The following is a 13,761-nucleotide window of genomic DNA, read 5'->3' on the forward strand; positions in this document are numbered from 1 at the left end:
AAACTTCAGGAGGGTTGCTCCTTGATAGACGTAAACAATTTTGAGTTTATGAAGATCGGTCTCGCTTCACCTGAGAAGATCCGTTCCTGGTCTCGGGGGGAAGTGAAGAAACCGGAAACCATCAACTATAGAACGCTAAAGCCGGAAAAAGAAGGCTTGTTTTGTGAAAAAATCTTCGGGCCGCAAAAAGACTGGGAATGTCACTGCGGTAAATACAAACGCGTCCGTTATAAGGGCGTCGTTTGTGACCGTTGCGGTGTTGAGGTGACGAGAGCGAAGGTTCGCCGTGAGCGCATGGGTCACATTGAGCTTGCTGCGCCGGTATCCCATATTTGGTATTTCAAAGGGATTCCGAGCCGTATGGGTTTAGCGCTTGATATGTCTCCAAGATCGCTTGAAGAGATTATCTATTTTGCATCATATGTCGTAACGGATCCAGGGGATACGCCGCTTGAGAAGAAACAGCTTCTTTCGGAGAAGGAATACCGCAGCTATCGTGAAAAATATGGCTATGGTTTTCAAGCGGGTATGGGTGCGGAAGCCGTGAAAAAGCTTCTTGCAGATATTGACCTCGAAAAAGAAGTGAATATGCTGAAAGATGAATTGAAGACGGCGCAAGGACAAAGAAGAAACCGTGCGATCAAGCGCTTGGAGGTCATTGAGGCATTCCGTCATTCCGGCAACCAGCCGGAGTGGATGATTCTCGATGTACTTCCGGTCATTCCTCCGGAATTGCGTCCTATGGTACAGCTGGATGGAGGACGCTTTGCGACTTCCGACCTGAACGATCTGTACCGCCGCGTGATCAACCGAAACAATCGTTTGAAGCGCCTGCTCGATCTTGGAGCTCCAGATATTATCGTTCAGAACGAAAAGAGAATGCTGCAGGAAGCGGTTGACGCATTGATCGATAACGGCCGCCGCGGGCGTCCCGTTACCGGTCCAGGGAACCGTCCTTTGAAATCCTTAAGCCATATGCTCAAAGGTAAACAAGGTCGTTTCCGTCAAAACCTATTGGGTAAACGGGTAGACTATTCTGGCCGTTCTGTTATCGTCGTTGGACCAAGCCTGAAGATGTATCAGTGCGGTCTGCCGAAAGAAATGGCATTGGAGCTTTTCAAGCCTTTTGTCATGAAAGAATTAGTGAATAAAGGCCTAGCTCATAACATCAAGAGCGCCAAACGAAAAGTGGAGAAGGTCAGCCCTGAAGTTTGGGATGTGCTCGAAGAAGTTATTAAGGAACACCCAGTTCTGCTGAACCGTGCGCCAACGTTGCACAGACTTGGAATCCAGGCTTTCGAACCAACGCTTGTTGAAGGCCGTGCGATTAAGCTCCATCCGCTGGTATGTACTGCTTATAATGCGGACTTTGACGGAGACCAAATGGCTGTTCACGTTCCGCTTTCCGCTGAAGCTCAGGCGGAAGCTCGTATTCTGATGCTGGCTTCTGGCAATATCTTGAACCCTAAAGACGGTAAGCCGGTTGTTACTCCATCTCAGGACATGGTTCTCGGCAGCTATTACTTGACGATGGAAAATCTGGAAGCGAAAGGTACGGGAAGTATCTTTGGTTCTGTGAATGAAGCGGTAGTCGCATACCAGCTTGGCCATGCTTCGCTGCATGCAAGAATTGCGATTCCGGTGAAGGCTCTGAACAGAGAAAGCTTTACAGAAGAACAGCAGAATGGAATGCTCATCACGACGGTAGGCAAGCTGATATTCAACGAAATCTTCCCAGGCTCATTCCCTTTCATTAATGAACCTACTAAGGAAAATCTGAACCAGATCAGCGAACGCTTTATCGTGCTGGAGAAAGGTTCCGATTTGAGGCAGCGCATGAACGAACTGCCTGAAGTGAAAGCAGTCGGTAAAGATTACCTGGGAACGATTATCGGCGAATGCTTCCGTCGCTACCATACAACGAAAACATCCGTCATTTTGGACAGAATTAAAGCGACTGGTTTCGTATATTCGACCAAAGCGGGTATCTCGATTTCGGTTGCGGACGTTATCGTTCCGGAACAAAAAGCAGAGATCATGGCCGAATCCGAAGCAAAAGTACGGACCATTACGAACCAATATCGCCGTGGATTGATTACGAACGAAGAGCGTTATGACCGTATCATCGAAATTTGGAGCAAGGCTAAAGACGACTTGACCGATATTTTGATGAAGTCGATGGATAAATACAACTCCATCAGCATGATGGTGGATTCCAAGGCACGGGGTAACAAATCACAGATTACTCAGCTCGGCGGTATGCGTGGATTGATGGCAAACCCATCCGGACGGATCATTGAATTGCCGATTAAATCCAACTTCCGGGAAGGTCTCACTGTCTTGGAATACTTTATTTCGACACACGGTGCACGGAAAGGTTTGGCGGATACAGCTCTGCGTACAGCCGATTCCGGTTACTTGACTCGTCGTCTCGTAGACGTGGCTCAAGATGTCATTGTGCGTGAGGATGATTGCGGCACGGATAAAGGGGTTGTCGTATATCCAATTCAAGACGGTAAAGAGGTTATAGAAGATCTGTTCGACCGTATTGAAGGACGCTATGCTTTCGAAACCGTACGCCATCCGGAAACGGGCGAAGTGCTGGCCGTACGCGATCAATTGATCGATGCGGAATTGGCAAGTAAAATTGTCGCATCCGGCATTCAAAAGCTGACCATTCGTTCCGTGCTTAGCTGCAGAACAAGACATGGTGTATGTAAAAAATGCTATGGCCGAAACTTGGCTACTGGCCAATTCGTGGAAATCGGCGAAGCTGTCGGTATCATCGCAGCTCAATCCATCGGTGAACCAGGAACTCAGCTGACCATGCGTACGTTCCATACCGGTGGCGTTGCCGGAGACGATATTACACAAGGTTTGCCGCGGATTCAGGAATTGTTTGAAGCCAGAAATCCGAAAGGGCAAGCGATTATTACAGAGCTTGATGGTGTCGTTAAAGATATTCGCGAGACGAAGGATCGTCGGGAAATTGAAGTCGAGGGTGAAGCGGAATCGAAGGTGTACAGTGTACCGTTCGGTGCTCGTGTCCGTGTGACCGTCGGTCAAACGATTGAAGCAGGGGATGAGTTGACCGATGGATCGATCGATCCGAAGGAAATGCTGCGCATTAAAGGGATTCGCGGCGTACAAAATTATATTCTTCAAGAAGTACAGCGCGTTTACCGGAACCAAGGGGTTGAAATCAACGACAAGCACGTTGAAGTCATGATCCGTCAAATGCTGCGCAAGATTCGGATTGTGGATAACGGAGACACAACCCTCTTGCCAGGCTCATTCGTCGATATTCATGAGTATGAAGAAGCGAATAAGCAAGCGCTCTTTGCGGGTAAAGAACCCGCTGTCGCTAAACCTGTACTGTTAGGTATTACGAAAGCATCTCTTGAGACGGACTCGTTCTTGTCTGCGGCATCCTTCCAAGAGACCACGCGCGTATTGACGGATGCAGCCATCAAAGGCAAAGTGGATCAGCTTCTCGGATTGAAGGAAAATGTAATTATCGGTAAATTGATTCCTGCCGGAACCGGTATGAATCGTTACCGCAGCATCAAAATCAACGACCCTCTTGCGAAGCCTGAGGATGAAGAAGAAGTTTTTGCAGAGGCAGTTTCCGTAGAGTAAATGGGATGGATTGTCGTATGACATGCAATCTACTGAGGTGAGCAAACCTTAGTAGATTGCTGCAGTACCTGTAAGATGCGGTTCATCTAGCAGGACAATTCAAACAATGAACTTCTTGACACCGGAATGACGAGATGCTAATATATCGAAGTGTGCCAAAAAACCTGATATGAACTTTGGAGGATGGCAATGTCTAATGATGAAGTAATTCGGGCCGGCACCTACAAAATTGGTACGAAGCAAACGATGAAAACCGTGGAGCAGGGCAAAGCGGTCGAAGTGTTTGTTGCGAAAGATGCAGATCCAAAGATCACAAACAAAGTGACTCAGCTTTGCCGAAAGCATGGGATTAAAGTGACTTACGTAGACACGATGAAGATGCTGGGTAAAGCGTGCGGAATAGAAGTGGGTGCAGCTACGGCTGCCTTGTTGAAATAACTGAAAATGTTTTTGTTAGAGCAGCAACGCTTGCGGCTTTGGCAAAAACATTTCCTTTGTTAAAAAATGAACCGCCTGGATCTGTGGACTTAAAATTTTCTTCATAATGCAAAATGAACAACTTGGAAGGAGGTGCAGACATGCCAACAATTAATCAGCTGGTTCGTAAAGGACGTAAATCGAAAGTGGTTAAATCCAAATCGCCTGCATTGCAAAGAGGTTTCAATGCGATGAAACGCGAAGAAACGGATTTAAGCTCTCCGCAAAAACGGGGCGTATGTACTCGTGTAGGTACGATGACTCCAAAGAAACCAAACTCCGCGCTTCGTAAGTATGCCCGTGTACGCTTGACTAACCGTGTAGAGGTTACAGCATACATTCCGGGAATCGGACACAACCTGCAAGAGCACAGCGTGGTCTTGATTCGTGGAGGAAGGGTAAAAGACCTTCCAGGGGTTCGTTACCATATCGTTCGCGGTGCTTTGGATACAGCCGGTGTGAACAACCGTATGCAAGCTCGTTCGAAATACGGTACGAAAAGACCGAAAGAGAAAAAACAATAATCCATTCGTGGATAAAACTTCTTAGAAAGGGGGATGACTATGCCACGTAAAGGTCCAGTATCTCGCAGAGACGTATTGCCAGATCCAATTTATAACAGCAAGTTGGTAACTCGTTTGATCAACCGTATCATGATTGACGGTAAAAGAGGGGTTGCACAACGCCTGCTGTATGATGCGTTTGAGATCATTAAAGATCGTACAGGTAAAGAGCCAATGGAAGTGTTCGAAGCAGCGATGAAAAACATCATGCCGGTACTAGAAGTAAAAGCTCGCCGTGTCGGTGGTGCGAACTATCAAGTGCCGATCGAAGTAAAACCCGAAAGACGTACTGCTCTTGGGTTGCGTTGGTTAGTGAACTACTCTCGTCTTCGCGGTGAGCATACCATGGAAGAGCGTCTAGCAAACGAAATCATCGATGCAAGCAACAACACAGGTGCATCTGTGAAGAAGCGTGAAGACACTCACAAAATGGCTGAAGCGAACAAAGCGTTTGCTCATTACCGCTGGTAGGATCTATATTAGATCAATGATCTACCACCAAATCAATGGAAGGAGACCGATTCATGCCTAGAGAGTTTTCCTTGGAAAATACAAGAAACATAGGCATCATGGCTCATATCGATGCGGGGAAAACCACGACGACTGAGCGGATTTTGTTCTACACCGGGCGTACGCATAAAATCGGTGAGGTTCATGAGGGCGGGGCCACCATGGACTGGATGGAACAAGAGCAAGAACGTGGTATTACCATCACTTCTGCTGCAACGACAGCGCAATGGAAGGGTTATCGAGTCAATATCATCGATACTCCAGGACACGTAGACTTCACCGTTGAAGTAGAACGTTCCTTGCGTGTACTGGACGGAGCGGTTGGGGTATTCAGTGCCAAAGAAGGCGTTGAGCCTCAATCCGAGACGGTTTGGAGACAAGCAGACAAGTATGGCGTTCCTCGGATTGCCTATGTAAATAAAATGGATATTATCGGTGCAGATTACCTTAACGTTGTTAAGGATATGCGCGATCGTCTCCAAGCCAATGCTGTAGCGATTCAATTGCCAATCGGTGCAGAGAACGATTTCAGAGGCATCATCGACTTGGTCGAAAGAGTTGCCTATATGTACAAAGATGATCTCGGAAGAGACATCGAGCGTGTAGAAGTTCCAGAGGAATTTGCTGCACAAGTGGAAGAGCTTCGTACAGAATTAGTGGAGAAAGTCGCTGAACTGGACGAAGAACTTACAATGAAATACCTTGAAGGTGAAGAGATTACTGTGGAAGAGTTGAAAAAGGCACTTCGCAGAGGTGTTTGTGAAGTGAAAATCTTCCCAGTCGTTTGCGGATCCTCTTACCGTAATAAAGGTGTTCAGCTGATGCTGGATGCAGTTATTGATTACTTGCCTGCTCCTGTAGATGTTCCAGACATCCGCGGAGTATTGGAAGATGGCACTGAGGTTACCCGTAAATCTTCGGATAACGAACCATTCTCCGCTTTGGCATTTAAAATCATGACTGACCCATATGTCGGTAAGTTGACATTCTTCCGTGTATATTCCGGTATTTTGAACTCCGGTTCTTACGTGTTGAATGCAACGAAGGGCAAGCGCGAGCGTGTTGGACGTATTCTTCAAATGCATGCCAACAGCCGTGAAGAGATCCAACAAGTCTATGCAGGTGATATTGCAGCTGCTGTAGGTTTGAAGGATACAACTACAGGGGATACACTGTGCGATGAGAAGAGCCCAGTTATTCTGGAGTCGATGAACTTCCCAGAACCTGTTATTCACATCGCGGTTGAACCGAAAACGAAAGCGGACCAGGACAAGATGGGCGTTGCTTTATCCAAGCTGTCCGAAGAAGATCCTACGTTCCGTGCTCGTACTGACGAAGAAACTGGACAAACGATTATCTCCGGTATGGGTGAGCTTCACCTGGAAATTATCGTTGACCGTATGCTTCGTGAATTTAAAGTGGAAACCAATGTAGGTAAACCTCAGGTTGCTTACAGAGAAACTTTCCGTGCTCCTGCGAAGGTTGAAGGTAAGTTCGTAAGACAATCCGGTGGTCGCGGTCAATACGGTCACGTTTGGATTGAATTCGAACCACTTGAGGCAGGTCAAGGCTTCCAGTTTGAGAACAAAATTGTCGGCGGTGTCGTTCCTAGAGAATATGTACCTGCCGTTCAATCCGGTATTGAAGAAGCTATGAAAAATGGTGTTCTTGCTGGATATCCACTAGTAGATATCAAAGCGACTATTTTTGATGGTTCTTACCATGACGTCGACTCCAGTGAAATGGCGTTTAAGGTAGCAGGTTCGATGGCACTTAAAGCTGCCAAAGATAAATGTAATCCTGTTATTCTTGAGCCAATCATGAAAGTTGAAGTTACAGTACCGGAAGAATACATGGGAGACGTTATGGGTGACCTAAACTCTCGCCGTGGACGGATTGAAGGTATGGATTCTCGTGCCGGAGCACAAGTGATTCGCGCGAACGTACCTTTGTCTGAAATGTTCGGATACTCCACAACATTGCGTTCTCGTACACAAGGTCGTGGCGTGTATTCGATGGAAATCTCCCACTATGAAGAAGTACCTAAGTCTATTGCGGAAGAATTAGTCGCAAAGAACAAAGGTGCATAATTAATATTTATTAATTGAGGAGGCATTCTACTCATGGCAAAAGCAAAATTCGAACGTACAAAACCGCATTTGAACATTGGTACAATCGGTCACGTTGACCACGGTAAAACAACTTTGACTGCTGCGATCACAACTGTTCTTTCCACTAAATACGGCGGTGGTTCCGCAGTAGCATTCGATCAAATCGACAAAGCTCCAGAAGAGCGTGAACGCGGTATTACAATCTCCACAGCACACGTTGAGTATGAGTCCGCTAATCGTCACTATGCTCACGTTGACTGCCCAGGACACGCCGACTATGTTAAAAACATGATCACAGGTGCTGCGCAAATGGACGGAGCGATTCTAGTTGTATCCGCTGCTGACGGTCCAATGCCACAAACTCGTGAGCACATCCTGCTTTCCCGTCAGGTAGGCGTACCTTACATCGTTGTATTCATGAACAAATGCGACATGGTTGAAGACGAAGAACTGCTTGAATTGGTTGAAATGGAAATTCGCGATCTTCTTAGCGAATATGACTTCCCAGGCGATGACACTCCAGTTATTCGTGGATCCGCTCGTGAAGCTCTTCAAAACCCAACAGGTGAGTGGGCTGAGAAAATCGTTGAATTGTTCAACATCATCGACGAGTACATTCCTGAGCCAGAGCGCGACACTGACAAGCCTTTCTTGATGCCTGTCGAGGACGTATTCTCCATCACTGGACGCGGTACTGTTGCTACAGGTCGTGTAGAGCGTGGTACAGTTAAAGTTGGTGACGAGATCGAAATCGTTGGTATTGCTGAAGAAAGCCGCAAATCCGTTGTTACTGGAGTAGAAATGTTCCGTAAATTGCTGGATTCTGCTCAAGCTGGTGACAACATCGGTGCACTTCTTCGCGGTGTAGATCGTAAAGACATCGAGCGCGGTCAAGTATTGGTTAAGCCGGGTTCCGTAAAGCCTCACACGAAGTTTACGGCTCAAGTTTACGTACTGACTAAAGAAGAGGGTGGACGTCACAAGCCTTTCTTCACTGGATATCGTCCTCAGTTCTACTTCCGTACTACGGACGTAACTGGAATTATCGATCTTCCAGAAGGTACTGAAATGGTTATGCCAGGCGACAACATCACAGTTACTGTAGAATTGATCGCTCCAATCGCGATCGAAGAAGGTACTCGCTTCGCTATCCGCGAAGGTGGACGTACAGTAGGCGCTGGCGCCGTTGCAACCATCATTAAGTAATCTATCTTCTATTATAAATAGAAGATATACGAGGCGGTCTCCGATATTCGGAGATCGCCTTTTTGCTTATAGTGAATGGATGATTTTAGTGGTTGTTTTGCAAGGCCATTATCTTATACAATAGACAAAGTTAACCGGCAGTTGCTAGCAAAGCAGCTGTCGTTCGGATGTCATCACAACAGAACTGAAAAGTATGCAATGTTTTTCTTGCATTCAATACGCCTATGTATTATAATAGTGAACGTTGGTCTGTGACTTTGCGATGATGTGAGAGGTTGCTGACACACCCGGCCCCTTTGCCATAGCGGGGAGTCAGGATATTCTCACGGAGTATGTCCGAATAAAATTTGGGCGATAGAAGGAGGGGACAGTATGGCAAAACAAAAAATTCGCATCCGTTTGAAGGCTTATGATCACAGAGTTTTGGATCAATCTGCAGAGAAAATCGTGGAAACAGCAAAACGTTCCGGTGCAGGTGTTTCTGGTCCAATTCCGCTTCCTACGGAAAAACAAATCATTACGATTCTACGTGCGGTGCATAAGTACAAAGATTCTCGCGAGCAATTCGAAATGCGTACACATAAACGCTTGATCGATATCGTGAATCCGACGCCGCAAACAGTTGATGCTTTGATGCGTTTGGATTTGCCGTCCGGTGTGGACATTGAAATTAAATTGTAATCTGATTCTTTGAAAGAAAAGAGGTGTGGACGAAGATGAAAGGTATCTTAGGAAAAAAACTGGGAATGACTCAGGTGTTTACGCCAGAAGGTATTGTAATCCCAGTAACCGTAATTGAAGCCGGTCCTTGCGTCGTTCTTCAAAAGAAGGATGTAGAGAATGATGGATACAATGCCATCCAAATCGGTTTTGGTGATAAAAAAGAAAAGAATGCGAATAAGCCTGAGCAAGGTCACGCGAAGAAAGCCGGTGTAACGCCTAAGCGCTACATTAGAGAGATTCGCAATGTGAACTTGGATGAGTACGAAGTGGGTCAAGAGCTGAAAGCAGACATCTTCGCAGAAGGCGAGTTTGTTGATGTAACAGGAACTTCTAAGGGTAAAGGGTTCCAAGGTACGATCAGAAGAAATAAGCAGTCCAGAGGACCTATGAGCCATGGTTCCCGCTATCATCGTGGACCAGGTTCGATGGGATCGATCGCAGCAAACCGTGTATTCAAAGGAAAAGTTCTTCCAGGACACATGGGTGTTGAAACAGTAACCCTGCAAAATCTGCAAGTGGTTAAAGTCGATAGTGAACGTAACGTTATTCTTGTGAAAGGATCCATTCCAGGTCCTAAAAACAGCTACGTAAACATCAACTCTGCGATTAAAAAACAAGGATAAGAAAGGAGGATAAACGATGCCTAAAGTAGCTTTATATAATGTGAGCGGCGCACAAGTAGGCGAGGTTGAGCTTTCCGATATCGTATTCGGGATCGAACCAAACAAACATGTGCTTCATGATGCAGTTGTAATGCAACAAGCGTCTCTGCGTGCAGGTACGCATAAAGTTAAAGGACGTTCCGAAGTTCGCGGCGGTGGACGCAAGCCGTGGAAACAAAAAGGAACAGGTCGTGCACGTCAAGGTAGTATCCGTGCACCACAATGGGTTGGCGGCGGAACGGTATTTGGACCTACTCCAAGAAGCTACAGCTATAAGCTTCCTAAGAAGGTTCGCCGTTTAGCAGTGAGATCTGCACTTTCTTCGAAAGTGATCGATAACGAAATTGTCGTGCTGGATCAATTGGTGATGGAACAGCCTAAAACGAAGCAATTTGCTGAAATTTTGAACAACCTGAAGGTTGAACGCAAAGCATTAATCGTAACGGCTAATTTCGAAGACAATGTTTATCTATCCGCACGCAACATTCCCGGCGTGAAGTTCGTAACAGCTGAAGGAATCAACGTGCTTGATGTGTTGAATTACGATAAATTGATCATTACGAAAGAAGCGGTCGATAAGGTAGAGGAGGTGCTTGCGTAATGAAAGACCCTCGCGATATTATCAAACGTCCAATCATCACTGAGCGTACGAGTGATATGATGGCGCAGCTGAAGTATACCTTCGAAGTGGATATGAAAGCCTCGAAGACCGAGATTAAACAAGCGGTAGAGCAAATTTTCAAAGTGAAAGTAAAGAAAGTCAACACGTTGAGAATGCCTGCGAAGCCGAAACGTTATGGTCGTCATTCCGGTTATACTTCCGAGTGGAAGAAAGCTTACGTACAGCTGACCGAGGATAGCAATCCACTAGAATTCTTTGAAACTGTATAATTCCACATTGTAAAAGAAGGAGGGAACCTACGTGCCAATCAGAGGTTTTAAACCGACGACTCCAAGTCGCCGTAATATGACGGCTTCGACTTTCGAAGAAATTACGACTTCGACGCCCGAGAAATCTTTGCTTGCTCCGCTTTCTAAAAAAGCAGGACGCAACAACCAAGGTAAAATTACGACTCGTCACCATGGCGGTGGACATAAGCGTAAATATCGTATGATTGACTTCAAACGTACGAAAGACGGAATTCCAGGCACCGTTGCTACGATCGAATACGATCCAAACCGTTCCGCGAACATTGCGTTGATCAACTATGCGGATGGAGAAAAACGTTACATCCTAGCTCCTAAAGGATTAAAAGTGGGAATGAACATCATGTCCGGTGCAGACGCCGACATTAAAGTGGGCAATGCATTGCCGCTTGAAAACATTCCAGTAGGTACTGTGATTCACAATATCGAACTCAAGCCTGGTAAAGGCGGACAATTGGTGCGTGCTGCCGGTACAGAAGCTCAGCTTCTCGGTAAAGAAGAAAAATACGTATCGATTCGTTTAGCCTCCGGTGAAATGAGAAGAATTTTAAAAGAGTGCCGTGCAACGATCGGTTCCGTTGGTAACGAAGACCACGAATTGATCAATATCGGTAAAGCCGGACGCAATCGCTGGTTGGGCAATCGTCCTACCGTTCGCGGATCGGTAATGAACCCTAACGATCACCCACACGGTGGTGGTGAAGGCCGTTCGCCAATCGGACGTAAATCTCCGATGTCTCCTTGGGGTAAACCAACACTTGGTTACAAAACCCGCAAAAAAGGAAAAGCTTCCGACAGCCTTATTATTCGTCGTCGTACGAAGTAATAATAGATTCGGAAATGTTAATATACGGTGCCCATTAGGCATGAATCGCAGCAACCATATGCTGTGTGCAGCCTAAAGAGGGATAAAGAATGAAGGGAGGATCAATCTATGGGCCGCAGCTTGAAAAAAGGACCATTCGTAGATGGTTATCTGTTGAAAAAAGTTGAAGCAATGGATCCGAACAAAAAGCAAGTGATCAAAACTTGGTCTCGTCGTTCCACCATCTTCCCTCAATTTGTAGGTCATACCTTCGCAGTATATGATGGACGCAAGCACGTTCCAGTATACGTATCCGAGGATATGGTAGGCCACAAGTTGGGTGAATTCGCACCAACTCGTACGTACAAAGGTCATACGGACGAAGACCGTAAAACCAGAAGATAATGATAGTTAAACACTCAAGGCATTGAGAGGAGGGTTTCTCGTGCAAGCAAAAGCACATGCTAAATATGTTCGCATTGCTCCTCGTAAAGTCAAATTGGTTATCGATTTGATTCGCGGTAAAGCGGTTGGCGAAGCGGTTTCCATTCTGCGCCATACACCTAAAGCTGCTTCTCCTGTAGTTGAGAAGTTGCTCAATTCCGCTATAGCAAACGCAGAGCATAACTATTCTTTAGATCCGAACAATCTTGTGATTAGTGAAGTATACGTGAATCCGGGTCCAATTATGAAGAGATTTCGTCCGCGCGCGATGGGTCGTGCCAGCCGGATTAACAAACGTACCAGCCACATCACTGTAGTGGTATCTGAAAAATAAGGAGGGATGACGTGTGGGTCAAAAGGTTAGCCCAGTGGGCCTCAGAATCGGAGTAATTCGTGATTGGGAGTCCAAATGGTATGCTGATAAAGAATTCGGTACTTTACTGATCGAGGACGTGAAAATCCGTGAGTACCTGAAAAATAAACTTAAAGATTCCGCCGTTTCTCGAATTGAAATCGAGCGTGCGGCCAATCGCGTAAACGTAACGATCCATACAGCGAAGCCTGGGATGGTTATCGGTAAAGGCGGAGCAGAAGTTGAAAATATCCGCGTATATCTCGCGAAAATGACAAACAAAAAAGTGCATATCAACATTGCGGAAGTGAAAAATCCGGAATGGGATGCAACACTTGTTGCAGAAAGTATTGCACAGCAGCTTGAGCGTCGTGTTTCGTTCCGTAGAGCGATGAAACAAGCGATCCAAAGATCGATGCGCGCAGGCGTAAAAGGTATCAAAACGATGGTAAGCGGACGTCTTGGCGGCGCTGAGATCGCTAGAAGCGAAGGTTACAGCGAAGGTACGGTTCCACTTCACACACTTCGTGCAGACATCGATTATGGAACAGCAGAAGCTCATACAACTTATGGACGTATCGGTGTAAAAGTTTGGATTTACCGTGGAGAAGTTCTTCCGACCTCTAAGAAAAAGGCGGAACAGGAAGGAGGAAACTAAACGATGTTAGTACCAAAACGCGTTAAACACCGCAAAGAGCATCGCGGTAATATGAAAGGTCGTGCAAAAGGCGGTACTGAAGTCGCTTTTGGTGAATACGGTCTTCAGGCGCTCGAGCCTTCCTGGATCACCAACCGTCAGATCGAAGCAGCGCGTATTGCGATGACTCGTTATATTAAACGGGGCGGTAAAGTTTGGATTAAAATTTTCCCTTCCAAGCCGATCACTCAAAAGCCTCTTGAAGTGCGGATGGGTTCCGGTAAAGGTAACGTGGAAAAATGGGTAGCAGTCGTAAAACCAGGCAAAATTTTGTTTGAGTTGGCGGGTGTCAGCGAGGAAGTCGCACGTGAAGCGATGAGACTTGCAGCGCACAAGCTTCCAATTAAAACGAAGTTTGTAAAACGAGAGGAATTGGGTGGTGAAGTCAATGAAAGCAACTGAATTTCGCAACTTAACCACTGCAGAGATTGAACAAAAAATTGCTTCTTTCAAAGAAGAGTTGTTTAACCTTCGCTTTCAATCGGCAACCGGTCAATTAGATAATCCTGCTCGAATTCGCGATGTTCGCAAGTCTATTGCGAAAGCAAAAACGGTACTTCGTGAAAGAGAATTAGGAATTAGCTAATCGGATGAAGCAGATGAAATAGAAGCAAGATTTAAGGATCCATGCAGGAAGGAGGAAAT

At 46.1% G+C, this 13,761-nt stretch carries 16 protein-coding genes; all 16 read left to right on the forward strand.

Translation table 11 applies throughout. From position 1 onward, the window contains the following. The first annotated feature begins 21 nt into the window (after positions 1-21). Entirely contained in the window at positions 22-3,639 is a 3,618-nt protein-coding gene (gene rpoC, locus ACFPXP_RS16055) for a DNA-directed RNA polymerase subunit beta' (protein WP_379895347.1), read from the forward strand. Between the two features lie 189 nt (positions 3,640-3,828). Beyond that, positions 3,829-4,077 carry a ribosomal L7Ae/L30e/S12e/Gadd45 family protein gene (locus ACFPXP_RS16060; protein WP_379895348.1) on the forward strand — a complete coding sequence of 83 codons (249 nt, stop codon included), beginning with the start codon at positions 3,829-3,831 and terminating at the stop codon, positions 4,075-4,077. A gap of 140 nt (positions 4,078-4,217) precedes the next feature. Next, complete coding sequence (rpsL, locus tag ACFPXP_RS16065; protein WP_379895349.1) at positions 4,218-4,640, forward strand: 30S ribosomal protein S12; 423 nt, start codon at positions 4,218-4,220, stop codon at positions 4,638-4,640. Positions 4,641-4,679: 39 nt separating this feature from the next. Next, positions 4,680-5,150 carry a 30S ribosomal protein S7 gene (gene rpsG / locus ACFPXP_RS16070; RefSeq protein WP_379895351.1) on the forward strand — a complete coding sequence of 157 codons (471 nt, stop codon included), beginning with the start codon at positions 4,680-4,682 and terminating at the stop codon, positions 5,148-5,150. Between the two features lie 53 nt (positions 5,151-5,203). Further along, positions 5,204-7,279 (forward strand): elongation factor G, encoded by a 2,076-nt coding sequence (gene fusA, locus ACFPXP_RS16075; RefSeq protein WP_379895352.1) that lies wholly within the window; start codon positions 5,204-5,206, stop codon positions 7,277-7,279. A 33-nt stretch (positions 7,280-7,312) separates the two neighbouring features. Then, positions 7,313-8,506 carry an elongation factor Tu gene (tuf, locus tag ACFPXP_RS16080; RefSeq protein WP_379895353.1) on the forward strand — a complete coding sequence of 398 codons (1,194 nt, stop codon included), beginning with the start codon at positions 7,313-7,315 and terminating at the stop codon, positions 8,504-8,506. 372 nt (positions 8,507-8,878) lie between these two features. After that, complete coding sequence (rpsJ, locus tag ACFPXP_RS16085) at positions 8,879-9,187, forward strand: 30S ribosomal protein S10 (protein ID WP_006212922.1); 309 nt, start codon at positions 8,879-8,881, stop codon at positions 9,185-9,187. A 35-nt stretch (positions 9,188-9,222) separates the two neighbouring features. Beyond that, positions 9,223-9,852, forward strand: a complete 630-nt coding sequence (gene rplC / locus ACFPXP_RS16090) for a 50S ribosomal protein L3 (protein ID WP_379895354.1) — start codon at positions 9,223-9,225, stop codon at positions 9,850-9,852. Between the two features lie 16 nt (positions 9,853-9,868). Next, positions 9,869-10,492, forward strand: a complete 624-nt coding sequence (gene rplD / locus ACFPXP_RS16095) for a 50S ribosomal protein L4 (protein WP_379895355.1) — start codon at positions 9,869-9,871, stop codon at positions 10,490-10,492. Then, a complete protein-coding gene (gene rplW / locus ACFPXP_RS16100) occupies positions 10,492-10,782 on the forward strand; it encodes a 50S ribosomal protein L23 (RefSeq protein WP_379895356.1) in 291 nt (96 codons plus the stop codon). Before rplD ends, rplW begins: the two co-directional genes overlap by 1 nt. A gap of 31 nt (positions 10,783-10,813) precedes the next feature. Then, entirely contained in the window at positions 10,814-11,644 is an 831-nt protein-coding gene (rplB, locus tag ACFPXP_RS16105) for a 50S ribosomal protein L2 (protein WP_379895357.1), read from the forward strand. A gap of 108 nt (positions 11,645-11,752) precedes the next feature. After that, positions 11,753-12,028 (forward strand): 30S ribosomal protein S19, encoded by a 276-nt coding sequence (gene rpsS / locus ACFPXP_RS16110; RefSeq protein WP_379895358.1) that lies wholly within the window; start codon positions 11,753-11,755, stop codon positions 12,026-12,028. A 40-nt stretch (positions 12,029-12,068) separates the two neighbouring features. After that, positions 12,069-12,401 (forward strand): 50S ribosomal protein L22, encoded by a 333-nt coding sequence (rplV, locus tag ACFPXP_RS16115; protein WP_379895359.1) that lies wholly within the window; start codon positions 12,069-12,071, stop codon positions 12,399-12,401. Between the two features lie 13 nt (positions 12,402-12,414). After that, entirely contained in the window at positions 12,415-13,077 is a 663-nt protein-coding gene (rpsC, locus tag ACFPXP_RS16120) for a 30S ribosomal protein S3 (protein ID WP_379895361.1), read from the forward strand. A 3-nt stretch (positions 13,078-13,080) separates the two neighbouring features. Further along, complete coding sequence (gene rplP / locus ACFPXP_RS16125) at positions 13,081-13,518, forward strand: 50S ribosomal protein L16 (RefSeq protein WP_379895362.1); 438 nt, start codon at positions 13,081-13,083, stop codon at positions 13,516-13,518. Beyond that, positions 13,505-13,702 (forward strand): 50S ribosomal protein L29, encoded by a 198-nt coding sequence (gene rpmC / locus ACFPXP_RS16130; protein WP_379895363.1) that lies wholly within the window; start codon positions 13,505-13,507, stop codon positions 13,700-13,702. The genes rplP and rpmC overlap by 14 nt, the downstream gene beginning before the upstream one ends. The last annotated feature ends 59 nt before the right edge of the window (positions 13,703-13,761 follow it).

It is taken from the genome of Marinicrinis lubricantis (assembly GCF_042658665.1).
GTDB lineage: Bacteria > Bacillota > Bacilli > Paenibacillales > KCTC-33676 > Marinicrinis > Marinicrinis lubricantis.